The 24,456-nt window shown below is 39.5% G+C and carries 24 protein-coding genes; 10 read left to right on the top strand and 14 right to left on the bottom strand.

What is annotated here, in order from left to right:
* Nucleotides 1–1,107: 1,107 nt before the first annotated feature.
* Complete coding sequence (locus ACUTVW_RS00270; protein ID WP_445643943.1) at nt 1,108–1,611, bottom strand: hypothetical protein; 504 nt, start codon at nt 1,609–1,611, stop codon at nt 1,108–1,110.
* 1 nt (nt 1,612) lies between these two features.
* Nucleotides 1,613–1,996, bottom strand: a complete 384-nt coding sequence (locus ACUTVW_RS00265) for a hypothetical protein (RefSeq protein ID WP_445643942.1) — start codon at nt 1,994–1,996, stop codon at nt 1,613–1,615.
* A 159-nt stretch (nt 1,997–2,155) separates the two neighbouring features.
* Between ACUTVW_RS00265 and ACUTVW_RS00260 the strand changes: the two genes are divergently transcribed.
* Complete coding sequence (locus tag ACUTVW_RS00260) at nt 2,156–2,686, top strand: hypothetical protein (RefSeq protein WP_445643941.1); 531 nt, start codon at nt 2,156–2,158, stop codon at nt 2,684–2,686.
* A 329-nt stretch (nt 2,687–3,015) separates the two neighbouring features.
* Here the strand turns inward: ACUTVW_RS00260 and ACUTVW_RS00255 are convergent, their stop codons facing one another.
* Nucleotides 3,016–3,300: a hypothetical protein gene (locus ACUTVW_RS00255; protein ID WP_445643940.1), complete on the bottom strand. Its 285-nt coding sequence runs from the start codon at nt 3,298–3,300 to the stop codon at nt 3,016–3,018.
* A 228-nt stretch (nt 3,301–3,528) separates the two neighbouring features.
* Between ACUTVW_RS00255 and ACUTVW_RS00250 the strand changes: the two genes are divergently transcribed.
* On the top strand, nt 3,529–4,836 hold the full coding sequence (locus ACUTVW_RS00250) for an MFS transporter (protein ID WP_445643939.1): 1,308 nt from the start codon (nt 3,529–3,531) through the stop codon (nt 4,834–4,836).
* Nucleotides 4,837–5,021: 185 nt separating this feature from the next.
* Here the strand turns inward: ACUTVW_RS00250 and ACUTVW_RS00245 are convergent, their stop codons facing one another.
* From ACUTVW_RS00245 to ACUTVW_RS00235, 3 genes are all read right to left on the bottom strand, one after another.
* Nucleotides 5,022–6,311, bottom strand: coding sequence for a galactokinase (locus tag ACUTVW_RS00245; protein ID WP_445643938.1), 1,290 nt, complete (start codon nt 6,309–6,311; stop codon nt 5,022–5,024).
* A 504-nt stretch (nt 6,312–6,815) separates the two neighbouring features.
* On the bottom strand, nt 6,816–7,304 hold the full coding sequence (locus ACUTVW_RS00240) for a copper amine oxidase N-terminal domain-containing protein (protein WP_445643937.1): 489 nt from the start codon (nt 7,302–7,304) through the stop codon (nt 6,816–6,818).
* Between the two features lie 216 nt (nt 7,305–7,520).
* Nucleotides 7,521–9,443 (bottom strand): 3'-5' exonuclease, encoded by a 1,923-nt coding sequence (locus ACUTVW_RS00235; RefSeq protein ID WP_308722333.1) that lies wholly within the window; start codon nt 9,441–9,443, stop codon nt 7,521–7,523.
* Between the two features lie 266 nt (nt 9,444–9,709).
* Between ACUTVW_RS00235 and ACUTVW_RS00230 the strand changes: the two genes are divergently transcribed.
* Nucleotides 9,710–10,153, top strand: a complete 444-nt coding sequence (locus ACUTVW_RS00230; RefSeq protein ID WP_445643936.1) for a hypothetical protein — start codon at nt 9,710–9,712, stop codon at nt 10,151–10,153.
* A 328-nt stretch (nt 10,154–10,481) separates the two neighbouring features.
* Here the strand turns inward: ACUTVW_RS00230 and ACUTVW_RS00225 are convergent, their stop codons facing one another.
* The 7 genes from ACUTVW_RS00225 to ACUTVW_RS00195 all read right to left on the bottom strand — a co-directional run bounded on the left by ACUTVW_RS00225 (nt 10,482) and on the right by ACUTVW_RS00195 (nt 14,652).
* Complete coding sequence (locus ACUTVW_RS00225; RefSeq protein WP_445643935.1) at nt 10,482–10,910, bottom strand: hypothetical protein; 429 nt, start codon at nt 10,908–10,910, stop codon at nt 10,482–10,484.
* Between the two features lie 117 nt (nt 10,911–11,027).
* Nucleotides 11,028–11,513 carry a hypothetical protein gene (locus tag ACUTVW_RS00220; protein WP_445643934.1) on the bottom strand — a complete coding sequence of 162 codons (486 nt, stop codon included), beginning with the start codon at nt 11,511–11,513 and terminating at the stop codon, nt 11,028–11,030.
* A 74-nt stretch (nt 11,514–11,587) separates the two neighbouring features.
* Nucleotides 11,588–11,965 (bottom strand): hypothetical protein, encoded by a 378-nt coding sequence (locus tag ACUTVW_RS00215; protein ID WP_445643933.1) that lies wholly within the window; start codon nt 11,963–11,965, stop codon nt 11,588–11,590.
* A gap of 89 nt (nt 11,966–12,054) precedes the next feature.
* The gene (locus tag ACUTVW_RS00210) at nt 12,055–12,324 is read right to left on the bottom strand and encodes a hypothetical protein (RefSeq protein WP_445643932.1); all 270 of its coding nucleotides are present in this window, start codon (nt 12,322–12,324) and stop codon (nt 12,055–12,057) included.
* A 79-nt stretch (nt 12,325–12,403) separates the two neighbouring features.
* Complete coding sequence (locus tag ACUTVW_RS00205) at nt 12,404–12,871, bottom strand: hypothetical protein (RefSeq protein WP_445643931.1); 468 nt, start codon at nt 12,869–12,871, stop codon at nt 12,404–12,406.
* 10 nt (nt 12,872–12,881) lie between these two features.
* A complete protein-coding gene (locus tag ACUTVW_RS00200) occupies nt 12,882–14,006 on the bottom strand; it encodes a WXG100 family type VII secretion target (RefSeq protein ID WP_445643930.1) in 1,125 nt (374 codons plus the stop codon).
* A 175-nt stretch (nt 14,007–14,181) separates the two neighbouring features.
* Nucleotides 14,182–14,652, bottom strand: coding sequence for a hypothetical protein (locus ACUTVW_RS00195; RefSeq protein WP_445643929.1), 471 nt, complete (start codon nt 14,650–14,652; stop codon nt 14,182–14,184).
* Between the two features lie 193 nt (nt 14,653–14,845).
* On the opposite strand from ACUTVW_RS00195, the gene ACUTVW_RS00190 reads away from it, so the two are divergent.
* From ACUTVW_RS00190 to ACUTVW_RS00160, 7 genes are all read left to right on the top strand, one after another.
* A complete protein-coding gene (locus ACUTVW_RS00190) occupies nt 14,846–15,193 on the top strand; it encodes a helix-turn-helix domain-containing protein (RefSeq protein WP_445643928.1) in 348 nt (115 codons plus the stop codon).
* Nucleotides 15,194–15,382: 189 nt separating this feature from the next.
* Complete coding sequence (gene dndB, locus ACUTVW_RS00185) at nt 15,383–16,477, top strand: DNA sulfur modification protein DndB (RefSeq protein ID WP_445643927.1); 1,095 nt, start codon at nt 15,383–15,385, stop codon at nt 16,475–16,477.
* Nucleotides 16,470–17,972, top strand: coding sequence for a DNA phosphorothioation system sulfurtransferase DndC (gene dndC, locus ACUTVW_RS00180; RefSeq protein WP_445643926.1), 1,503 nt, complete (start codon nt 16,470–16,472; stop codon nt 17,970–17,972). The genes dndB and dndC overlap by 8 nt, the downstream gene beginning before the upstream one ends.
* A gap of 17 nt (nt 17,973–17,989) precedes the next feature.
* Nucleotides 17,990–19,990, top strand: a complete 2,001-nt coding sequence (gene dndD / locus ACUTVW_RS00175) for a DNA sulfur modification protein DndD (RefSeq protein ID WP_445643925.1) — start codon at nt 17,990–17,992, stop codon at nt 19,988–19,990.
* Nucleotides 19,991–19,992: 2 nt separating this feature from the next.
* Nucleotides 19,993–20,361, top strand: a complete 369-nt coding sequence (locus tag ACUTVW_RS00170) for a DndE family protein (RefSeq protein ID WP_445643924.1) — start codon at nt 19,993–19,995, stop codon at nt 20,359–20,361.
* A gap of 17 nt (nt 20,362–20,378) precedes the next feature.
* On the top strand, nt 20,379–21,512 hold the full coding sequence (locus tag ACUTVW_RS00165) for a cysteine desulfurase family protein (RefSeq protein ID WP_445643923.1): 1,134 nt from the start codon (nt 20,379–20,381) through the stop codon (nt 21,510–21,512).
* 24 nt (nt 21,513–21,536) lie between these two features.
* A complete protein-coding gene (locus ACUTVW_RS00160; RefSeq protein ID WP_445643922.1) occupies nt 21,537–22,451 on the top strand; it encodes a 5'-nucleotidase in 915 nt (304 codons plus the stop codon).
* Between the two features lie 88 nt (nt 22,452–22,539).
* On the opposite strand, the gene ACUTVW_RS00155 is transcribed toward ACUTVW_RS00160, so the two are convergent.
* Nucleotides 22,540–24,348, bottom strand: coding sequence for a DUF262 domain-containing protein (locus ACUTVW_RS00155; protein ID WP_445643921.1), 1,809 nt, complete (start codon nt 24,346–24,348; stop codon nt 22,540–22,542).
* Nucleotides 24,349–24,456 lie beyond the last annotated feature (108 nt).

Raw genomic sequence — 24,456 nt, 5'->3', positions numbered from 1 at the left:
ACATGGTGAGATCAAGTGCCGCATGGTGAGATTGAGTGCTATATGGTGAGAGCGAGTGTTACATAGTGAGATCCAGTGTTACATAGTGAGATTGTGCGCCACATAGTGAGATTAAGTGTTACATAGTGAGATTGTGCGCCACATAGTGAGATTAAGTGTTACAAGTGCTTGTCCATAGTTCTGTGAAGCGGAAGCGGATGTGGATGCTGAGTCGAGTGTGAATGAGGATATATTTCTCTAACGATCACCAAGAACGCTATTGGAGTAATATCCCACCTTTTTATATTCTAACGATCTCAGGAAACCTTATTTCGGAGAATTGCTTCAAAAATGGGCGTTAATCTTATATTTCCAGCAAAATAAGGCTCCTGGTGATCGTTAGAATTCCAGAACCCCCCATTTTGCTTAAATAAGCTCATCTGAGATCGTTAGAATATTTAAGTGGTGAGAAAGTGGCACCTCAACCTACAATTCGATTCAAAATTTACTCCTAAACTCTAAATCCTCCCCAGTAATACTCACCCTGCATAGCCTGATGGATAGCTCATTCCTATTCCATAAGCTTGATCCCTAACTTATTCCTTATAGTCGATATCGTACACTCGTTACCTCTTACTTCACTTTTCACAGCTTATACTTCATCCCTTGATCTATACCTTATATCGTATATGTTATAGCTTTCTTTCCCCTCCGTCCATCTCGGGCTGCTTTTTCTGTGTAAAAAACTGAAAAACGAATCATTATCTCATAGTCTGTACAATCTAACCAAAACGCATTGCAATGGGAGGGTATGGACATGGAGCGGAAAAGAGGTCAGATCACCATCTGGTTAGCCATCTCATTATTTTGCTCAGTGCCAGACGGATTTGTCACGTCTTGTTTTTCTCGCCATTCTGGATGTGACCGAGAGGGAAAGATGGCTTTCTGTTCTCGCTGTAGTCTCAATGTTCATGCCGTTTCTGGACATAAGGAAGAAGCCCTTCTGCTGATAACAAAACATGTTCAGCAGGAGGGCTTCTAGACATCATTTCTTTCAGCGTAGATATAGGTATAAAGGTAGTTCATTAAAAATAAAGCTCTCCACCCGGACATGCAACATCGTTGCCATCAAGATTTGGGGCGTAGACGCTGCACCTGTTCCAGAAACCAACCGATTATTACCGCGAAAGATACGCCAAACAGTAAAATCGAGAAGTTGTAGTACAGCGTATTCGTATATTGGTTCAACCAGCCAAAACGATACACTGCCGATTCCGGGTCGTGTGTATAACCGTTAAGCTGTACGCGCAGGTCTTCAAAGATATAGATCTCCCAGAAGACAGACAATACACACAACGCTGCGGCAACAACACTGATCACCGCATTGCCCCATCTCCCCCAGTACTCACGTTGGTCGTAAAACCACCATTTTGTGACATACACTGTCCAGACACATAAGATCAGAAAAGTAAGCACAGATGGAAATAAAGCAATAATGCCCAGATTGCCATTCCCAGATACCCCTTTGCCCATTTCATGCTTAATGGTCATTCCATCTACGGCAAAAACCATAAGCACGTTCCATAATAAAAAAATGAGGTACGGCTTGTTAATTCGTTTCATCATCTTCACGTTATCCCCTCCTCTGCCGGCTTACTTCCGAATAATAGTTCATGATCAGCAACCGCGTAGTCAGAATCATGAGCTGTGGGATAAACACAAAGGCTATATACACCAGAATGATCAACCACAGATGACCTTCAAAATTTTCAGCACCAAACGACGGCTTTGGACGCTCCACAAAGTACCACCATATCGGAATAGCAACAACCCATGTTAGTATCGTCGAAGCCAGCATATCCTTGACGTCACTCCAGAGAAAGCAAAATATAGCCGCAAATACGATCGGAACAATCCAGGAGTTTAAGATAGGGCCCCAGCTCTGAAAAAAGAAAATGATGGCAGGATATAGCAGGATACTCGCCCCGCGCCAGATTGTATTTTTATAAATCGTCATATTTATGTTCCCTCCTTGCTTAACCTGTGTTGACATCGATGCCCAGCCTTGTTACTTCCTCATCAATCCGAGAATAGGGATGTATCCTTTAAAAATCAGGCATGTTTTTGGAAAAAACAGCTCATACTACCTTCAGGAAATTTTTGAAGGAGTGACCATATGAGTTTAAAACGTATAGCAACGATTGGAGTAATCCTGGTATGTACATCCTTGATTTGGGGATGCGGGAACGGGAATAATAATAGCAACCATTCGGCAACGGACCAGTCAGGCCAGAATGAACAGATCCAAGGCTGGGGAGATCCCAAACGGTTAGAAGCTTCTCACCTTGAAGCTCTGGAACGTATGGAGAAAGATCATATCCATCGTATGGTCTCGCTGAGCGTTAACACCGATGGTGATCAGGTCATGACAACGCTGGAACGTTCAGGTCAAAAACTGGAAGAGATGAGACCGCTCGCCGAGATGCTTCAATATGAGGGCCACCCTGCTTTGCTGCAACGCATTCAGGAGATGTCAGGGGATATCGAAGGCTCCAAAAATGCTGTCACCGAAATGAAAAACAATCCGTCGTCCGGAAAAATTAAAATCCAATCTGCGAAGACGGATGCCCTTCACCATATCAGCAGTTTTCGCGACTACCATGAATATGTACACGGTCAGGTCAAGGCGATGAATAAACAAGACTAAAAATTTTTGAAAAATGTGACCTGTTGCCATCTAGAACAGTTAGTCCCGGAGAGCATCACTCTGCCGTTTCTAACTGTTTTTTTATGTTGCGTTTGAAGTACAAACCGCTGTTGTACCAAAAGAACTTTAAGATAAGAAAATCAAGTAAACAAGCTATTAAACATTAAGAGATTCTAAAATTCACAACAGGAAGTTGATACTGGAAATAAGGCTGAAAAAGCAAGCTTGGTTTATTCCAAAGAACCCTATGCTATTGACGTTGTTTTTACAGAGCATAAGTTCATCCCTACGGACCTGTATCACACAAGCTTAGTACCTGTGAGATCAAATCATTCCACCCAAAGAGATACCCATACAAATAAACAGAAAAAAACAACAGGTGCCAGCGCTCCAGTAGCCACCCAGATCCATAACTTCACTGGTCTAGCGTCACTCCAATACGCCTTGATCCCATTCAAACGTCCATTGCGCCAGTTGGCGAACTTTAGCTGACGAATCATTCGCTGCATCACTTCCTGCCGTTCTTTCCCTTGCGGCACATCTTCCAGCGCACAACGCAGTTCTTCGTATAAACGAGCCTCTTCCTGAATGGTCTTTCCGTTCGATGTATTCACTAGTTCTCCTCCTCAATACAATGCTTTCCACTACATTAAATAACACTGTAAAAGACGACCAAGTTTGCTGTTTTACTAAACATTCTATCACATCCTAGGCAATCGGCTTACAAATTCAGGATTGAAATCCCGTTTACATTATCATACATTTATATTATTCCAAATTCATAATTTAACCTAGCTAGTATGAAACAAAGACCAACATTCATCTACGAAACGGAGGAACGAATGAAGATCCGATCCAAATCTACGACACATAACTACTCCAAACTGTTCAGTGCTTTTTCCCTTACTTTTTTAGGAGATGGATTAACGCTTGCTGCTGTACCTTGGCTAGTCTCCACCCTGACAACGGATACGTTGTATGCATCGATTACGATGACAGCCTTGCGGCTGCCCTGGCTTATTTTCAGCTTGCCGGTAGGCGTACTCATTGACCGATATTCACGCAAACATATGCTGGTCGGAGCCAGCTTTACCCGTATGATATTCCTTTTGTTCCTAACGATATGTATCTGGGGAGGCTGGATTAGCATACCACTGCTTGCCTTGTTTATGTTTGGGATTGGCCTCAGCCGAGTTGTCTTTGACAGCACGGTACAGACCATTATTCCTCAGATTGTGGAGGAGAAAAAGCTGGAAAAAGCCAACGGCCAATTTACGGCTGGTCAGCTGATCACCAGTGATATTCTGGGCGTAGCGTTAGGCGGATTTATTATTACGATGCATATCGTCTACCCTTTTGCCATCGACACCGTAACGGCTATCATCTCACTGCTACTCATTATGGGTCTGCGAGGTAGCTTCAAGCCTGCGACGAAATCCAAAGAATCGCAAGCACAAGAGGCATCAGAGGGAGCTGCGGAACAAACGACTCCGGATGGATCGGAGCAGAAAACCCGTCCGATGAAAAATTGGAGACGTGAGATGTGGTCCGGCATTCAGTATGTGTTTCAAGATCGTTTTCTTCGCGGTCTGGCCATCTTGTCGGTAACGATTACGTTAATGTTCTCCATGATTCTGGTGACTCAAATTTTCTTTGTACGTGAAGTATTACAGCTGGAAGCGTATGCATTTGGAATTCTTATCTCGATTGCGACCATCGGTAGCATCCTGGGTAGTCAGGCTGTGGCGTATATGCGGAAACGCTGGAGTTCCAAACAACTCATTCTGCTCTCCATCCTGTCGATGGGTCTGCTCTATGGAGGCGTTGGTTTGACGTCCAATGCCTATGTGGTGGGTGGTCTGTATTTCTGTGCAGCCTTCTTCATTGTTGTCTATAACGTGGTCCGTTCATCGATCCTGCAGCGCTCCGTCCCTAATGAATTACTGGGGCGTGTAGGCAGTGTGTTCCGTTTCCTGTCTTTTGGCATCAGTGCGATTGGCACGTTGCTAGGCGGATTACTCGTTCGTGTGAGCGAAGGCTTTTTTGACCGCCTGTTCTCGCTGCAACTGCCTTATCTATTACTAAGTGGGGTCTACATCGTAGCCTGCTTCCTGTTTGCCTCCAAAATGCGTAATGTGCCTGAGAATTGAGTACAGCATTCGTCAATATAAAGATATCGTCAATTCGATTCCTGCGAAAGCAGTGACTATCTCAAAATTTCTGCATGAGGCTATTGGTGAATCTCAGTCTAAAATAAAAAGCGGACTCGGAAGGAATATCCTACCCGAGTCCGCTTTTATTTTATTCTGTCTTTTTATAGCTATAACCAGCCTGATTAATTCAATTCCGCATTCAAGCAGATCGAACCGTGCTGGCGTACGTTAACGACAATAACTGGCGTGTCCAGCATACCGTGCATCCAGTTCATGTACTCTTCTGCCTTGTCGTTGGGCACAATCGCCAGAATAACACCTGCGAATCCACCACCATGCACACGACATGCGCCATCACCAAGGTTGCTCAGGTAGTTCTCGGTCAAGGCAAGCGCCACGGAAATCTCTTGTTCACGGGAAGCCCCGCCTTGATACACGTTCTGCAACCATTTCCATGAAGAGTTACCCGATGCAGTGATCAGTGACAAGAAATCAGCAAAACGTCCTTCACGCAATGCGGATACCTGTCCATCCACACGTTTGTTCTCAGCCAGGAAGTGCAATGCACGTAACACCGCACGGTCTCCGGCTGCTTCACGAATTGCAGGCAATTTGGCATAAATATCTTCTTCTGAAATCTCACGAACATACTCAGCGCCAAGTGCTTTCGCAACGGCTTTCATCTCGTTAGGCACTGAAGCATAATCTTCTGTCAGGTCGGCATGGTTGCCACCTGTATTCACGATGACCAAGGAATATCCGTTCTCTTGGAAATTCCACTCCACAGGCTCAATCACAGGTTCAGCCGGATTAGCAAAATCAATCGAGATCAGACCGCCGTATGCACAAGCCATCTGATCCAGCAGGCCGGACGGTTTGTTCCAGTAGTGATTTTCCGCATATTGTCCGATTTTTGCCAGCGTAACGACATCCAGCTTGCCATCGTTATAGAAATGGTTCAGGATCGTACAGATCAACATTTCGAAGGATGCAGAAGAACTGACACCCGAAGCCGCAAATACGTTACTGGAGATATCCGCTTTGAATCCACCAATGTTGAATCCAAGCTCTACAAAGCCCGCAGCCATACCACGAATCAATCCGGTAGTACCATCATCTTCTGCGTTAGGTTTCAAGTCCGCAAGGTTGATGACATACTTTTTGTCGTATCCCTCGGAGTAGAACGTAATTACGTTGTCCCCTGTCGGTACAGCCACGGCAATCGTGTCCAGCGTAATGCTTCCCGCGAGCACTTTACCATGGTTATGATCCGTATGATTACCGCCGATCTCACTGCGGCCCGGGGAACTGAATAGATGCATATGCTCCTGCTCACCGAAATGCTCGCGAAACGAAGCATCCAGCTTCTCGTAACGGGCACCCTGCTCCTCTACATGCTGTGGTCCGTACATTTGCGCAAGCAAAGCCTGTCCCTGTGCTGATTGAATGAGTTCTGTTACCTGTGTGGTCATCTCTATTCCTCCCATTTCATATGCAAGCGGCATGTAACCGCTATCCCTTATGTCGTCTAAAATCCTTCATCGGATTAGCCATCCCCATTATCTCAGCTTCTGAGCCGAAAAGGTAGGGCAGAATTGAAATTTTGGAAGCGTTTTTTGAAACATGTGTCCATTTGGGAAAATGCGTTATCCCTAACTTGAACGAGATTATGGAATATGAATCTTGATGGTGTATTTTCTTCCATATTTTCGTTGAAAAGGAGTGGTAATATACGTACTGATTACAGGAATTTATTTGAGTAATATACATACTGATGTGCTTTAGTCTTTTGGGTTGCATATCTGGTCTGTTCTGATCTTATTTTGTTTTGTTTTGTTGATTTTTTTGCCCGCCTGAAAAAAGAAAAAACCTTTAAGACTTATGCTCCGTTGTGGGAGCATGTCTTCAAAGGTAAGGTTCGGATGGGTCGGACTTCCTTCCATGAACAGTCTGCAAACATCGTTGTGGACATGAAGCTATTGGATGCTCGACATTTGCGCTGAGATGGACACGTTCCCCTCTTTTACAATAACCTCGTTGAAAAAAGGTTCAAAGAATGAAGCAGGCACATAGGTTATGCCTTTTCTGGATTGAACGGGCACAGGCAATTCTACATCCTGAGTCAGATTGATGACTTTCAGTTTACCCGTAAACTTAGCTAGCGTGTTACCTTCCTTCACGATAACGGATTGAATGCTGTCTTCTACACGAGTCGCTTTATCCGCTGCGATCCAGCTAACCTTGTATCCCAAAGACTCTGCCGTAGCGCGCAAAGGCACCAAAACCGTCCCCTTTTGCTCGAAAGGCATCAGTTCGGGCTTACTGGTCTGTATCTCTTTGCCGTTCACGGTTAAGGTGTATTCTGGTGTGGACGCAGCTGCACTGACTTTGGTAGCTGAAGCATATAGCGCACCGGCTACGGTGACAACGCATAGTGCGGTAGCAAACAGTATCCATTTTTTCATAGCAATCTCATCCCTTCTGTTTCAATTGATAACCTGTCTATCGTGGTAAACGTGATCAAAACAGGTTTAGTTTCATAGAAAAATATCTAATGATCCAGAACAGCCAGGATACTGGACTACTCATCAGATTCAAGATCCATATCGCAAGAAAAGCTTATCCGCTTCAATAAGATGAAGTAATGATAAGCTTTTCTTTGTTTATTTTAGCTTTACCACCTATTTCACAAGGGATGCAGAACCAGATGTAGGATTATTCGCTTTCTGCCGTTTAACCTCATCAAGATATTGGGTGAATCGGGATTCTCCAGAGTAGCTTAGAAATAACCATTCCAACGCTCGTGTCATTCCGATATAGAAACGAGACACTTCACGTTCATCGACTTCATCTTCTTTCCCCGCTTTGCGAGGCATTGTCTCAATCGAGATGATAAACACGGCTCTGAAATCCAGTCCCTTTGCACTGTCAATCGTTAATACTTTGATACTGTCCTCTTCGCGATTAAAATTCTTCTTGGACTGATCATCCCGCGTTACCCAATTATACGTCAGACTGTTATCGTCCAGAGTTTTTCCCAATTCTTCAATAATATTTACTTGATTGGATTCCTGTACCCTGTACAAAATGGCAATATCCTTCAGAGCAAATGATTTTTCACGACGTAAATAGTCTATGGATTTAGAAACAAACTCCATTTCAAGTTTTGTACTCTTACTTCGATAGATCAGAGGTTCAGGACCTCTGCGTTTCGTGAACTGAGGAGGAATAATCTCAATCGCATCAGCACCGGTATGAATAACTTTCTGCTGTAACTTGGACTGATCTTTATAGAAATCCCAGGCAAACTGCACAATCTGTGCCGTATTCCGGTAATTAATCGTTAAAATCTTGGAACGGCCACGGAAGTCTAATCCTGTATCCTGCGCCAGGCTATTTTTACGTTTGAAGATGGTTTGTGCCCGGTCCTCTACGAGTAACAACGACTGCGTCTCATCATTAAGGCATAAGCTCACCAGCCTCAGCCAATCTGCATCAAAGTCCTGTCCCTCATCAATCAGAATGGCATCATACTTCGGTAATTCTTGTTGCCCCTGTTCCACCTTTTCCAGCAAATCGGGCAGTTTCCTGTCTATGATTCGAAACTGCTGTCCAAGCCACGAGTGGAACGTTTTCACCTGAATATTAGATTGGAGCTCGGAAGACGTAGTCTGTGCTGCAAAATCAAATAAATCCTCAGGCTCCGCCAACTTCTGTACAATGGCCTGTTTTAGATACTGTGACAAGGTTGAACCATAGCAAAGTACAAGGATATTCCAGTCTGGATGCTCCTTAGCGAGCATGCTTGCACGACTGACAAGAACGAGCGTTTTACCACTACCGGCAACACCGCGAATCAAACGATGCTTATCCCCAACCTGCTTCGACATCTTCTCCTGATGTAGGTCCATCGTCTTAATATTATGCAAGGATAACAGGAGCTGATCCTGATGAGGCACAACTTCTTTGCGCTCCGCACTGATTCGCACTTCAGGAAACAGATGGTAGCGGATCGCCTGTATATCTTCATGTGTCAAGCTATAACGATTCCGAGTAGGAACCGTGAACATATGTAGTAATTTCTCAATCAATATCTCTGCCGAGAAATCTTCATCATCTGGGTCCATTTCTTCTCTAGTCAGTACAAACAAGGGATCGATTACACTGTATAGGTCCATGTGTAGAAAATCTTGCTGCTTCAAACGACTGAATACCACACCGTAGCCGTAATTGAATTTTAAATATCCTGGTGTTCCCTCTTTGATCAGATTCTTATCCTTCTTCAACTGGTCTGTAATCAAAAAAGCATAATCCCTCGCTTGCTTCAAAGGGCTTCGGGCAGTGACCAACTCACCTGCTGTATTACGAAGCGTCCATTCATCCCGATTCACTTGATGCAACGTGCCTTTGGTATAATCCTTCACTTCCAGTACCAGCAATCCTAAATCAGGTCCGATAATGACAAAATCCGGTCTTCTCCCGCGAATTTCAGGTTCATAATAAATGATATATTCTTCAGGCAGATGTTTCTTTAACGTCTCAAATAATAGTCGTTCTCCTGCTGTCGCCTTCTTCGGAATTACTTCTGGTACTGTATTCGCCATGCCAATCGCTCCTAATTCTAATGATCTAAACTTGCTATAATTTCATTATCCACTAGTCCACCACAATTTTCCACATTTAAAATTCGCAGTTGTGCAAAGGTACAGATTAAATTCATTCTTTTTTCCTGAATCTTTTGTAGTAATGTATCTCATAATCGCATATTAGGTTTCTTAATAACTATATTTATGTTAAGGTTTACCAATCCATCCATCAGATCACAGCCTTAGACAGATAGAAGCACTATGAAAAAAAGAGGTGACACTACATGCAAACCAAAAATGAAAGGCTCCCCTCACTCTTTTTACTTATATACATGGTTCTATTACTTATCAGTTACAGCATGTATGTTATTTGGGAGAATACACGGTTAAGCCATGCTCAACAGTGGCTTTCTGAGACGAACATTACACAAAACGGTGTTGACTCCATTAGCCAGAATGGAAGATGGACAACGCTCTCAGAATCGATGTTCCTCGTAATATTTGTGATCGCAATGATTGTTGTCATGCTTCGCTATCAAAAGAAGCCCACAAACCAATTTTTCATTGGGAATGCAGCACTGTTTGTTGGAATTGCAGTCGTTAGTTATGTCATTTCACTTATGAGCTCTATGCCTATTGGTAATTTAATCCAACCTATAATTGTACCTGTCTTCATACTCGTCGCCCTTTATATTTATCGGTTATGGAAAACAAGATATGAAAAATAGAAACCAGACTACATACACTAAACGGTGTGTGGTCTGGTTTTTATTTAAATGGTCTATTGTAGTTTCTATTGGTGATTCTAATCCCATCTGAAGATAAAGCCATACTATGATTTCGAAGTGAAGAGAAACTATCCCCGCTCAAAATACGCATGCAACCGATACAGACATATTTCCCGTGTCCAGCGATATAACACTGCTCTTTCCTCTGAGTTATGCATCTCTATATTCAACGAGAATACGCCATCTTCGAACCACGTCATACTTCCCTTTGCCCCGCTCCACTTAGACATGGGCATGTCAATGATTAGCTTCTTAATCTCCTTTGCCGTCAGGTACGTATAAAAAAATTCACAAGCTTGTCAGTGGCTTGGAACTGCTTATGCTTCTTACTATGCTGGAGATTGGCCGCTGTATTCATTCCATCCATCTTTACTGCTCTATAGTAAATCTCATTATCTTCCACTGCAATATAATCATTTGTCTCTACATTTTTTACTTTAAATAATTTCGTCCCTTTTTTATATTTGTTGGAGAACAGATTGGGTAATTTATCACTCTCATTTGTAGAGTGTTTTTTAATTGTTCCAATTTCGATTTCCACATCGGTTGTAGGAACAGTGTCAGTTGTCACCTTGTAAACTCCCTTTTCCCAAGTTACGACATCAAATGCCCAACTTTGAAGTTCATTATGCCCTGAGTTTGAGCATGCCACAAGTAACAACATGGAAGTCAGAATGAATACAAAAGTCCTTCTCATAAAAATCCTCCCACTACAAAATAATGTTATATCATAATCCGGAAAATTATCATTATGCCAGAAGTATAGTCGTAGGATATTTAAAAGCTTAGAATAAGAACCTCCAAATTCTGTTACCTATAAGAAGTTCGGGTTCTCATAACACCAATCAGACAGATTAGAAGTTTTCAAAGCTTTATCGAGATCAGACAATGTATACACCCAATCTTCCTCTATCCAAACTATCATCTGTGTGTATCTCGTAAGAAAATGATACAGAAAGGTCAGCGTGACCTCTTCATTTTGATAAACCTCATCAATAATAAGCGTGTTAAAGTATACCTGCCCATCCTCTCTCCATTTCAGCTCTCTGTATTGATGTAGAGCAGGTTCATCGTACACGTCGACTCTGATCGTATTATTTACCTTGCCAAGGCCTGACTCTTCTTGGTTTGAAAGTGAAATCCCTAAGACAGAATGTTTCATGTTCTGTTCTGAATCTACATCTTGAATTCCATCAATGAAGTGCAGGTTTGATTCCAGACAGACTTGTCGTATATCTTCCACCAAACAATCTATGGGTATATTGCTGTTCTCTTCTACCAATACAAAAGCCGATGCCATTATTTCAGTACCTCCAAACAAAACAGCCCATTACTCCTCTATTAAAAGTGAAATGGGCTTCTTATAATTATTATTTATTTGTTAAACACGATATTCCCCTGTTCACTTTCAAAAACTTTATTCTCATATATCTGCCAGCACCAATGATAATCTCCATCATGATCATCGATCAAAAAATATCCTGTTACATCTTGAATGTTAGCCATCTCAGAAAGCTGCTTTTTCATAAAATCAAGATGATACTCTCTGAAATCTGCCCCATAAAATACATAAGCTGTCCAGTTAATTTGCTTCTCCGGGAATGTCCAGCCCAACTGGTAAAGTGCCAATTTATCTTCATCTAGTAAACCTTCATTAGAACTCGCTGTGAAGTCATCCCTTATCTTTTTCACTTCGTTAACTGTATGCTCATCACACTCCAGCCAACCTCTAACAGATACATACTTCCCCATGTCCAAACTCCTTTGGGCAGTAAAGATCACTCGTCCAAACCACTCAGGTTAAGTTTGCGGAGATTGAAGTGAAATTTCGTGTAGTCAGCTCAATCTCTCAATATCTCTATCCATTTAAACATTTCAACTTTTAACGGTTCATCACATTGTTTAAGAGCCTCTTCTAACAAGTCTTCAAAGACTTCTTTACGACTTAAAGTTGTCAACCACTTATCTATTTCAATATCCTTCAATCCTGGTGGCAACTCTTCAAAATCGCTCCACCATTCCTCTACTGCAAGCAGTAACCACTCATTTTCGGTATACAGTTTAGTTGAATTCTGATCCCATAACTTTAAAAATGCACTGAAGTACTGCACCCAATTGAGCATCTTGTATATAACGTGTACGCTGAGCATAACGAATTGCACTTTGTGCCAAAAGAATTTCCCCTACTCACTAATTTGGTATGGTAGGTGGATAGAGTTGTTTATGCTCCAGCTCGAACCATTGCTCAATATGGTTGCATAATAGAGGAATATCTTGAATCGCCAGCTCACAGATTTCCTTATACGATGCTTGAAGCACTTCTTCGAGTTCCAAATTCGCCTGATATGCCTCCGTTTGTTTTGCATAATATACATCGGCGGGCTCAATAATATAATTTTTGTTTTTAGATACAGGACTTTCATGGATTATCCATTTCAGGCTACCTTTAAACTGCTCAATACACGGCTTTAACTGTTCATAAACCTGATCGGCATTGTGGAATCTAAAATAAAAACCCGCAGGTTGCTCATAGATCCGATTTGAATTGTACATCTCTGTCCTATTCCATTCGTAAGATCCCAATTTGGCCAATGTATAAGCCATGAGTTCCTCTGGTAATAACTCTTCTTTTTCCTTTAGATAAATACTCTTTGACATAATATTCACCTCACTTAAGAGTACGTTTACTTACTACAATATCACCAGTGTTATGTCTGCTAACTGAGTCCATATATTCCTTTATAGGCACAGGATCATTAGTTAGACGAGGATCATAAATATACTTACCATCAGAATAAACGGTATGGTAAACATATGATTTCATTTCTCCATATTCTTTTACTTGGATATCCTTCAATTCTGTCCTAGATTTAATTGTGAATATCTCACCTTTTCCACCTGCTGCTTGAGCTAAATCGTCTGCAATCTCTGAACAATCGTAGGCCAGCTCTTTTTTATAAAATTTTGACCTCGATTGTATTGTATTCAGAACTGCTGAATTACCAATTCCGGTAATCGAATCTTGAGATAATTTTGTCCCATGTTCAGACGCGGATCTCCGAATAGAAGAGGATCTATCACTCATACTATTTAACTTAGACTTTGTGAAGGCAAGTCCCTCTTTCGGAACTTTATAGCCCCTATTATACATCCCCATAAAAGCCATCGCGATCTTACCGATTTGTAAACTTGCGATAGAAACTCCTGCTTGCCACGGGGGTATAGATGCTCCAGTAATAGGATGACGGCCTTCTTCAAAAGCCTTAATTTGTTCATCATATATATCTCCGTCACTTGACTCCGGTTGCTTAGGTCCAGCTCTCATTTCTTCATAAGTGCCACCATTTTCCCAATACTTAACAAACTCTTTTTGCCCTGGCATTCCATCTTCAGCTTCACTGGCAGGCATGTAAACACCAAACAATGGATTATATACCATTCTCGGTTCCTTTTCGAGATCACCAGTATCACGATTGTTCATAATGCCGACAGCAATCTGCCCTGCAACTGTTCCCGTACCCACCTGTTCCTGATCTGCTTGTTGAAACCTCTCAGCAATTGCCTTGAGATCTTGAGAGGAATTCACCATACTTTCCAATGTACGATCCAGTACAGGACGAGATTGCTGAAAATCATAGAAAAACCGTTCTTGCGTTGCTCCAGCCCACTGAGACTCGATGAAACCGATCCGTGCGGTCAGGTCACTTCGTATGGACTCCAGCTGTTGTCTTCCCTGCTCAATCTGTTTAGATACATGAAGTAGTTGCTCTGGTGTTACTTTAATTGTACTCATAGGGTTCTCTCCGAAAAAATAAGATTTAACTATGTTAGCAGAAGTACAAGATACATACATCCGTCCAATATCCTGATTTTCCCTTATTATAAAAAGTTTCCTTTAAGTATCTGTACTCTTTGAGTCCTATTTTCAAAAAATCTGACCACTTTACATAACACATTTAATCAATAGTTTATTTCAATTCTATATCATTCTTAAGTCGATTCTCTAACTCCTCTAGTATTTCTTCTGTTCGTTGAAGCAGCTTCTCGATGTTGTTTGGTTTTAGCGTCCGATCCTGGTCAAACTCTTCTATGGAAGACATATGTTGAATCGTACCGATGAACAAAGCAATATCCAGTCCAGGCTCAGTATCCGTATGCACTATATGCAAAATCTCATTCATAGTAAGCTCCTTCGGTGGATGTACTACATGATGCTTTTGGATATATAATCCCTTGACCATGGAAGCTAGCGCCCAATCGCAGAGGATGAGACAAGCTTGGAATTGATTGTGACTATGCATAATGTTAGCAAGTTTGATGTGATGATTAGAAAGTTTCTGATATTCAATTGCCTCAGTCTTTAAGCGAGATGAACTATCATTCAGGCCAATAGCAAATTCTTCATTCTGCCGATTCGTGTAGGAGTAAACGTAACTCATATCGATCAACTCCTCAATATATTAGTTTAGAAATCACAATACATTGAACACCCTGTTATGATTTTTTGTTATTTTGGACAAGATATAACTGAAATATTACTACATAGTAGTTTTTATTACAAATAACTTATTTTCTATTGATTAAATAACCATGGTTCTTTCTCTACACTTCTAATTAAAGAGAGGTGTTCATATGTCTGAACTTTTGGAACTGGTGGGCGCGAGGATCAGAGATCTAAGAAAGTCTAAAGGACTTTCTCAAGAGGTATTAGCTGAAAGTGCGGGATTTAATCCGAGTTACATTGGTTTTATCGAAAGAGCAGAACGAAACATATCATTGAAAAATCTAGAGAAGATTGCTGCTGCCCTAGATGTCGGCGTATACGAACTGTTTACATATGTTAAAGAGCGTGAAGAGCTTTCACATTATGATGAAAATATTGTTAAGATTATTTCTCTTCTAAGAACCCACGAACCTAAGCACACTCTGATGGTGCTTAATGTCATTACGGAAATCTTCGATACTTACGATAAAAACTAACATAACGAGGTACATCGATCCAAGAAGATCGAATGTACCTCGTTATTTCATTATGTCTTCATCTTTTATTCACGTAATTACGTACTATATTTACTTTATTATGTAATTTAGACATTGAACATTCGTTCGTATTACGATAAAATCAATATACATTCTACGTTATTACGTACGTAAAACAGGAGGATGCCTATGAATTTTAGTTATAGTTTTCCAGCAATTCGCGGGATTCAAGCTGGAAGAGATTTTTATACAGTAATGTGTCCATTGAAATTAATACCCAGGATATTCCTTTTTGATGAAGAGGAAATTCCGGCCGATCACCGTGCACAACGCTTAATGAATAAATCAAGAATTCCGGATATTACAAACTATATTCTTGAGAATCCTAAAGATTATATTTTCTCTTCGTTAACTGCATCAGTAAACGGCGAGCTAATTTTCCAGTCACAATCGGAAGAGTTTAAGGATCTTGGTTATTTAAATATTTCTTTAGATGCTCAATTTCTCATTAATGACGGTCAACATAGACGAGCAGCTATTGAAGAAGCTCTCAAAATCTCACCTGAACTTGGTGATGAGACAATTTCTGTAGTTTTCTTTCACGATCTTGGACTGGTACGCTCCCAGCAAATGTTTTCGGATCTGAACCGTCATGCGGTAAACACTACGTCTTCGATCGGAATTTTATATGATCATCGAGATCAACTATCCTTGATTACCAAAAGTCTAATTAATGAAATCCCTTTGTTAGAACGTTATACAGATCGTGAAAAAGTTTCTTTGTCTAAAAATTCTCCAAAATTATTTGCACTGAATCACATATTTAATACAATATGTAGGCTTTTAGGAAAACGTAAAGGTGAGTTGATTTCGGAACCGGAGAAGAAATTCGTATCCGATTTTTGGGCTCTTCTTTGTGTTTCTATTAATGAATGGCAAGATGTATTTAATAAGCGAACCTCTCCAAGAGATCTTCGTGTTGGCTCCGTTGTCGCCCATGGTGTATTTCTAGAAGCTGTTGGTATAGTCGGTCACTATCTTTATCGTTATCATGCAGGTGAATGGGATTCATATGTTAAAAAGTTCTCAAAAATTGACTGGAGTCGAGATAATAAAGTGGATTGGCTAGGGCGAGCTTACGGACAAACTGGACGTATCAATAAGACTAATGAGACCATTCAATTGACTGCTAATCTTATAAAAATCAAACTTGGTCTCCCCCTCACAGAAGCCGAGCAGAAAATTGAAAATAAAATAAAAGAAGGTATATCTGCTGATGTTTAATATATTTGATACAGGAACAAAGTTTATAGAAGCCAAAGAACTTGTTAAAGAAGTCTATTTATCTGATGAACGGCCGTGGGTCGTCGGATTCAGTGGAGGAAAAGATTCAACAGCGGTTGTACAGCTGGTTTTCCAAGCCTTGACCGAATTGGAACCTTCTCTTCTGAAGAAAAAGGTATACGTTATTTCATCCGATACGCAAGTAGAAACACCTCTAATTATTGACAAAATCACTAGAACTCTTGGACGCATACAAAACAAAGCACTTGCAATAGGTTTGCCTATCGAAACTCACAAAGTACGTCCAAAAGTTGAACAAACGTTTTGGGCCTCTATTATCGGAAAAGGGTATCCTACTCCTCGTCAAAAATTCAGATGGTGCACAGATCGCTTGAAAATCGAACCTGCAAACCGTTTTATTTTGGATAAGGTAGATCAGTTTGGTGAAGTCGTTATGCTACTAGGAGTACGCGATTCAGAAAGTTCTACAAGAGCAGGAGTAATGCAATCTCATACTATAGAAGGTTCAAATTTAATGCGTCATTCTACTCTTCGTAATGCATTTGTTTTTGCACCGATCCGCTCCTACAATCTAGATGATGTATGGGAATTTTTATTGCAGCATGAGTCACCTTGGGGCGATGACAATAATGAGTTACTTCAACTCTATCAAGATTCAAGTAGTGAATGCCCCCTCATCGTAGATAAAGAGGTTAAAGAAAGTGCAGGATCTTGCGGCAATAGCCGTTTTGGTTGCTGGACTTGTACAGTTGTTAGTGAGGATAAGGCTTTAAGTGGGTTTATTAACAATGGCGTGGACTGGTTACGACCTTTATATGATTTCAGAAACTTCCTAGTTCAAATCAGAGAGGATCGTACCAAAAGACAAAAACATCGTATGAATGGCGAAGTCTATTTAACGAACAATTTAGGCGGTATAGATCCTGAAGATCTGAGTAATCCAAGAATCTACAAATCTGAAATCAAACATTTCATTGAAGAAAACAAAATCGATCTTGCCTCAGTTGAAGAATTGGATGTTTTAATTTTTGATGATTCAAATCCAGATGCTCCTCCAAAACGCTTTGGTGTTGGTCCTTTTACAATGAAAGCACGTGAAGAAATCCTAAGAAAGCTATTGCAAACTCAGGAAGAAATACGCCGCTTGCATGATCCTAATGTCGAACTGATTACATTTGAAGAACTTAAGGCGATTCGTAAATACTGGCATGATGACTTACAGTGGGAAGATCGACTTCCACTAATTGTTGAAGAAGAAACAGGCATTTCCTACGACTGGCATCAAAATGATCGTCCTGTTTTCAAAGAAGATCAGGTTACTGATCTTGAATCTCTCTGTCAAGAAGAAGGGGTCAATCTTAATTTGCTTAAAGAGTTAATATCTGTTGAAAAAGAATATTCAGGTGTGAAGGTTAGAAGAGGTTTATTCCAGGCATTTGATAAAACACTCAGACAAGATTTCTTACATTTATAAAGGTGGATTAAAAATCAATGCACATTCAAAAACTGGCTCTTCGAAATATAGGAGCTTACCATGGAGAGCTTAATAAATTTGATTTTCGTACAACAACTAACCGTAATGTAATTCTACTTGGCGGTAAAAATGGCGCTGGTAAAACAACAATATTAGAATCTTTAAGAATCGTTTTGTTTGGTTCAATGGCATATGGTTTTGTTACAGAAAATGAACCCTACTATCGTAAAATTAGAACATTGCTCAATCGTAAAGCAATTAATGAAAATGTAAATGATGAATTTCAAATTACTCTCGATTACAGTTCTACTGAGGATTTCGAATTGCATGAATATTCATTAGTAAGAAGCTGGCGAATAAAGAATGATCGTATTCGTGAGAGTTTTTCAGTAAAAAGAGACAATCAATTTTTAACAGCACAACAGACTTCTGATTTTCAGAGTCGTTTAAGGGAAGAAATGCCTCCAAAATTGTTCGAACTTTGTCTTTTTGATGGTGAAGATATATCACGGATCGTTTCAGAAGAAAAAATTCCAGAATACTTGAAAGAGTCAGGTAAAATCCTCTTTAATCTTGATCTCTTTGTGAATCTTGAAAAAGATCTGAACACATATCGAATGCAATATGCTCAGCAAAATGCTAGTGCAGCGGAAGAAGTTGCTCAGTATGAAAGACTTGAGAATGAAATTAGGCAGCTCCAAGAGACCATTGAAGAAAAGCAGCTACTTTCAATTTCATATGAAGAAGAGATCAACAATCTGAATCATGTAATTAAACAAGATAAAAAAGATTTTGAGACTCACGGGGGCTTATTACAAGAAAAAAGACAAGAAATCGTTTCACGGATCAATGTGATTGAAAACAAACGCAAAGCAAATTCAGAACATGTTCGCCATTTTGTTTCTTCCTTTCTTCCCTTTTTTATAGCAAGAAAACAGCTCCAACAAGTGGATCATCAGTTAAATGCAGAAAAACAATATGAGTCATATGAGTATGCTGCGAAGACGCTTAAACAAGACAAACTAACTTCACTTCTGACTAGTACTCTTGGACAAACTAAAGAAATTGAAAGTTCCGAAATGAAGTCCATTTTTGAAGGTATCCTGGATTTAATCAAACCGATTCAAACGGAATTAATACATCGTGCATCTTTTGAGCAACGTAGCGAGATTCATAATTTGAATAAACAACTTGAAGCTCTTAATATCACCGATTATGTTAACCGTTTTGATGAAAACGCCCTGCTGTTAAAAGAGTTTCAAGAACTAAGGACTAAATTGGAAACCAATGATCAGGCCAGCGAATTTAAACAACTTCTTGAACGTATTGAGAAAAAAACAAAATTATCTGAACAACACAAGATATTAGTTGAACAGCTTGGATCGGAAATTCATAATCTCACAGAAACCTTGCACACTAAGCTGTCTCAAAAAGATAAAGTAGAAGAAAAGATTAGAGAATATCATAAATCAGAAAAGTCATATGAAATGACCGAGAAATTATTGACAGTTAGTCAACGTTTCAGAGAACGGCAATGGCGTAAAAAACTTGATGATGTAGCTAATGAAACAGTACGTATGATTGACGTACTGTTCCGAAAGAAAGGTCTTATCAAACGAATTCATATTGATCACACTTCTTTCGAATTAAAGCTGTATAACTTAAAGAATCAGGAAATCTCAAAAGAGCGGTTATCTGCTGGTGAAAAAGAAATGCTCATGCTTACTGTAATACTAGCAATGTTCAGGGTATCCGGCTGGAAGCTGCCTTTTGTGTTCGATACACTCATGGGGAGATTGGATCAAGACCACAAAAAGTCACTTATTCAACATTTTATTCCTCGTTGTGGAGAACAAGTCCTTATGTTTACAACGGACTCTGAAATAACGTCAGAACAGTTTCCTGTGATTGAAGAAATTACGGCACGTTGTTACACCTTAGAATATGATGCCTCTAAGGAAAGTGCAGTTATCATGAAAGACCGCTACTTTGATATTATTAGAGAGGCGGTACAATAATTATGAATTTTACTTTAAAAACATCAAAATACGCTAAAGAAATTCTTACGCAGCTTCATGCTTCTACTGGAATCACACCTAATATCTTAATCCGGTATGCTGTTGCTTTATCCCTAAGAAACACTACTGAGATTGTGCCTATTACAAAGGACTTTACAGACGGTTTAGTGTTGAATAGAAGTACCGTTACTGGTGAATTTGACTATGCCTTCCGTGCGATGATCACTCAGGCTGCTGGCTTCGAATTGACAGATGAGGAGTTTTTCCCTCCTTATTTTAATGCTCATTTAGAACGTGGTATACGCATGTTGGCTTCAGAGTATAAAACAGCAGGAAATTATGAAAAATTTATTCGTAATTTGTTATCCTAACGAAAGTAGTGATCCTAATGCTATATCTCGACAATAGCGCTACAACAAAGATCCATCCTGAGGTTTTGGAAGCAATGCTCCCTTATCTCCAAGAGGAGTTTGGTAATCCCTCCAGCAAGTTTTACTCCTTGGCGGAGAATGCTAAAAAAGCGGTGGCTACTGCAAGAGAACAAGTTGCTCAACTTTTAGGGTGTGATCCGGACGAGGTTGTATTCACAAGTGGGGCTACTGAAAGTAACAATATGATTATTAAGGGCGTAGCTGATTATTATAGTCATAAAAACAATTCTTCTAAATATTTGTTAACTTCTGCTGCTGAGCATCCTTCTGTACTCGAAACAATAGAGTTTCTCGGTGAACGTGGGTACAAAACGAAATTCCTTGAAGTGGATAGTTTTGCAAGAGTTAATGTTCAGAATGTTACTGAAACAGTTACTAAGATCAAGCCTCTGCTTACTTCATTTATGTGGGGAAATAATGAGATTGGTTCGTTAAATCCAATTAACGAACTTTCCGAATTTTTTGAATCTAATAATTTTTTCTTCCATACTGATGCAACTCAGGTCATAGGTAAAGTACCTGTTAATTTGCGGAAGCATAGTGGGATTCGTTTCCTTTCTATGTCAGCACATAAAATAGGCGGCCCCAAAGGAATAGGAGCCGCCATCATACGGAAACAGTCGAAAGAGATTTTCACTCGTCTTACCCCTCTTCTACATGGAGGAGGACAGGAGAATAACTATCGAAGTGGAACTCTTGCTGTTCACAACATTGTTGGACTAGGCAAAGCTGCTGAGCTAGCTTCTCAGCATTTAGAGAAAAACTCAAAGCGTCTAAATCAATTGGAAACTTATCTAGTTGATATTCTAAGAACTAATCTAGGAGACAAGATTAGTTTTAACAGTGACGTTCACGATAAAATCCCAGGATTAATTAGCCTTCAATTTATCGGTGTAAACAATGAGTTGTTGCTAAAGAAACTGTCTAGCTTCATCGCACTTTCTTCTGGTTCAGCTTGCAGTTCGAGTAAACCGAGTCACGTACTGAGCACTGCTGGAAAATCGTTAGAAGAGATAAGACAAACTATTAGGATCACGTTAAGCGCTGAGATACATGAAAAAGAATTAGATCTGTTTAGGGAGATAAAATAAGAGACAAGTGGGGGATACGACTAGATGGCATATAGTTTAGAAGATATTTTTGTAGTGGCTGTTTCCTCTAGAGCACTTTTTGATCTAACAGAAGAGAATAGAATCTTTCAGTTAGAAGGCTTAGAAAAATACTCTAGCCATCAGTTGGAGCATGAGAGTAAAACCTTAAAACCTGGTATTGCATTCAGTCTAGTAAAAGCACTCCTACATCTTAACAAGCACTCTGAGAGCAAAAGATTAATAGAGGTAGTTGTTATGTCTAGAAACAATGCTGATACCTCACTTAGAATTTTCAATTCTATTCAAAACTATGAGCTTGATATTACTCGTGCAGCATTAACTAGTGGTAGGCCCTTAGCCACATATCTTGAAGCCTTTAAAGTCGACTTGTTTCTATCGGCGGATGAAATAGACGTGCAAGATGCTGTAAATGCCGGGGTGGCTGCGGGACTCGTTTTTGAATCTGAAAGCTCCTACGATGAAGACAAAACAGATACAATAAAAATAGCTTTTGATGGAGATGCTGTTCTATTTTCAGATGAATCCGAAAAAATATATCAATCTAAAGGTCTTGATGCTTTTATTGAACACGAAAAACTAAATGTTGATATCCCTTTACCTGAAGGACCATTTGCAAAAATGTTAAAACACTTATCTTTTATACAGAAACAATTCCCTGCAGAATCAAATCCAATTAGAACTGCTCTAGTCACTGCAAGAAATTCTCCAGCTCATGAACGTGTAATTCTCACTCTTAGAGCTTGGGGAGTCAGAATAGATGAGGCTTTTTTCCTAGGTGGCATTTCAAAAGGAAGTGTCTTGAAAGCATTTGGAGCCCATATTTTCTTTGATGATCAAGAAACACATCTTAACAATTCTGCTAAGGTAGTTCCATCTTTTAAAGTTTTACCTAAACAACAAAAATCGTCTAATGAATAAACATAAATCGCTGTCCATTTGCTGGACAGCGATTTATGTTTATTCATTTAATTTTGGAAGTGAACAGTATAAAAATAGAATCATTACTTTAATAATATCTCCATATATTAAGTGCCTCTTGCGCCATTAATGTTTGTCTATTATTTATAGAAGCAAAGTCCCAATGAGTTTGAGCAGCTGAAATATCTCGAGGATAAGAAAGTCCTGAAGCATTGTAAAGTGTAAGTTTTACTGAAAAATCTTTATTGCTCACTTGTTGATTAATATCACTTTCGAGTATAACCATATTACCTATGCGATAAACAAAGTCGCTATATTCTGGATTGTTTCTGACATGCCCCCATTCATGAAGTCTGCTTGTTCTTTTAGATGGTTTCTTAGGCATAATATGCTCTATGTGTTGGGCGGGTCCATGAGGTAAGGGTATAACTCCTGTCATCCTTTTTTTCTCAAGTTCATTTAGCACATAAAAAGCAAGCGAATTTGTTTTTGTTGAGAAATCTCTAAAATGTCTTACAAAATTCGCATTACTTGTTAACAGCAGCATATAGGTACATAATGAATCAATATCCACAATTTTTTTATGTTCCGGTATACTTTGTAACTCTGCTTGTGATAACTTACTCAGATCTAACGGATTCCTTAAAGCTCTAGACATTAAACCAACTTCACGTTCTAAGTCAGCAACAGAATTTTTAGCAATTGTGAAATATCTGAAACAAAAAACAAGAGTTGCATTAACTATTCTTTCGAAATCTATGGAGTTATGATTATACTTCACTGCACCAGTTAATAACAAAGGTATACTATGAGAAATATCAAGATGCTTAAAACCATCTAATTTATGGGTAATAGCATCATTCCAATAAGTCGCACCAATCAAGTTGACTCTCGCATACCAATCTGCTTCTGAAAACAATGAATCTAAATATTCTGCTGCATCATTATTGTTTAAATACTCCGTAACTGCACCAAATAGCTCTACCTTTTTCACAGGCCCAATTTTAGACGCGTAATGAAATCTAATATACTCAGTAAGGTCTTCGTTTTCTATACATTCAATTATTGAATCCCACTTCTCTTTAATAATACTTCTTTGTAACATTGGAACTCTTTTAAAAAGTTCATTTTTTATGATATCTGAATCCGTTAGATCTTTTCCTCTATTATTAAGTGTTCCAAAAATTGTATATGCTGTCTCACTCTCTTTAACAACAATTTGTAAAATCAAAAATAATCTAGTTATAGTCAGTACAAAACAAAGCAGTTTATTATGGAGTTCTTGTTGATCTAGAGTTTCTGGTAACTCTTCACGTATTTTCTTCACGAAATAACTATGAGCCATCTTTAATCTGTATATTGCTGTATTATTACTTCCTATAGGATGTAATTGAATATATTGGTCTCTTTCTGCTTCAGAATTTTTAAGAAGTATATAATCTCGATAAAAATCATTAATAGTAGAGTCTAATTCAAACTTTTGGACAAAGGGTTCTCCATATTGGCTTCTCTGTACCAGTGGAGTTAGAATAGCTCTAATCCCAGCCTGAGCATGCATATCTCCAATTCGACTTGCTTCTTCTAGGAGACATTTCAACAGAATACTGACTGTTGTTAATCTTTGTTGACCATCTGTGATTTCATATCTGCTACCATTAGGACTTTCAGTTACTAATATAGTTCCAAAGAAATGCGGTTTATGATCTGGTTTAATTAGATGATTGTCATCAAATGAATCTTTCACTACTTTCTGAAAGTCTTCCCAAAGATGTTGAAGCTCGTTGTGAGTCCAGGCAAAATTACGCTGATAATCCGGTACAATAAATGTAATATTTTGAGAAAAAAGACTTCTTATATTATGTTCTTCTGCTCCAAAAAAATCTCTAGGTTCAATCATAAAAAAACTCCTTCACTTTGTGACTCGAAGACCAAAATTAGCGGTTGACTCATTAGTTTTAAGAAAAATCTATCTATAATTGTTAATATACATATTGCCCAAGTGAGC

This window comes from Paenibacillus sp. TSA_86.1 (genome assembly GCF_052691815.1).
This window is presented reverse-complemented; position numbering and strand designations above follow the sequence as displayed.

Coding starts and splice junctions, on each gene's coding strand:
- ACUTVW_RS00265 (WP_445643942.1), bottom strand. CDS start 1,996: ATGACGATTTATAAAAATACAATCTGGCGCGGGGCGAGTATCCTGCTA.
- ACUTVW_RS00260 (WP_445643941.1), top strand. CDS start 2,156: ATGAGTTTAAAACGTATAGCAACGATTGGAGTAATCCTGGTATGTACA.
- ACUTVW_RS00250 (WP_445643939.1), top strand. CDS start 3,529: ATGAAGATCCGATCCAAATCTACGACACATAACTACTCCAAACTGTTC.
- ACUTVW_RS00245 (WP_445643938.1), bottom strand. CDS start 6,311: ATGACCACACAGGTAACAGAACTCATTCAATCAGCACAGGGACAGGCT.
- ACUTVW_RS00240 (WP_445643937.1), bottom strand. CDS start 7,304: ATGAAAAAATGGATACTGTTTGCTACCGCACTATGCGTTGTCACCGTA.
- ACUTVW_RS00235 (WP_308722333.1), bottom strand. CDS start 9,443: ATGGCGAATACAGTACCAGAAGTAATTCCGAAGAAGGCGACAGCAGGA.
- ACUTVW_RS00230 (WP_445643936.1), top strand. CDS start 9,710: ATGCAAACCAAAAATGAAAGGCTCCCCTCACTCTTTTTACTTATATAC.
- ACUTVW_RS00225 (WP_445643935.1), bottom strand. CDS start 10,910: ATGAGAAGGACTTTTGTATTCATTCTGACTTCCATGTTGTTACTTGTG.
- ACUTVW_RS00220 (WP_445643934.1), bottom strand. CDS start 11,513: ATGGCATCGGCTTTTGTATTGGTAGAAGAGAACAGCAATATACCCATA.
- ACUTVW_RS00215 (WP_445643933.1), bottom strand. CDS start 11,965: ATGGGGAAGTATGTATCTGTTAGAGGTTGGCTGGAGTGTGATGAGCAT.
- ACUTVW_RS00205 (WP_445643931.1), bottom strand. CDS start 12,871: ATGTCAAAGAGTATTTATCTAAAGGAAAAAGAAGAGTTATTACCAGAG.
- ACUTVW_RS00200 (WP_445643930.1), bottom strand. CDS start 14,006: ATGAGTACAATTAAAGTAACACCAGAGCAACTACTTCATGTATCTAAA.
- ACUTVW_RS00195 (WP_445643929.1), bottom strand. CDS start 14,652: ATGAGTTACGTTTACTCCTACACGAATCGGCAGAATGAAGAATTTGCT.
- ACUTVW_RS00190 (WP_445643928.1), top strand. CDS start 14,846: ATGTCTGAACTTTTGGAACTGGTGGGCGCGAGGATCAGAGATCTAAGA.
- dndB (WP_445643927.1), top strand. CDS start 15,383: ATGAATTTTAGTTATAGTTTTCCAGCAATTCGCGGGATTCAAGCTGGA.
- dndC (WP_445643926.1), top strand. CDS start 16,470: ATGTTTAATATATTTGATACAGGAACAAAGTTTATAGAAGCCAAAGAA.
- dndD (WP_445643925.1), top strand. CDS start 17,990: ATGCACATTCAAAAACTGGCTCTTCGAAATATAGGAGCTTACCATGGA.
- ACUTVW_RS00170 (WP_445643924.1), top strand. CDS start 19,993: ATGAATTTTACTTTAAAAACATCAAAATACGCTAAAGAAATTCTTACG.
- ACUTVW_RS00165 (WP_445643923.1), top strand. CDS start 20,379: ATGCTATATCTCGACAATAGCGCTACAACAAAGATCCATCCTGAGGTT.
- ACUTVW_RS00160 (WP_445643922.1), top strand. CDS start 21,537: ATGGCATATAGTTTAGAAGATATTTTTGTAGTGGCTGTTTCCTCTAGA.
- ACUTVW_RS00155 (WP_445643921.1), bottom strand. CDS start 24,348: ATGATTGAACCTAGAGATTTTTTTGGAGCAGAAGAACATAATATAAGA.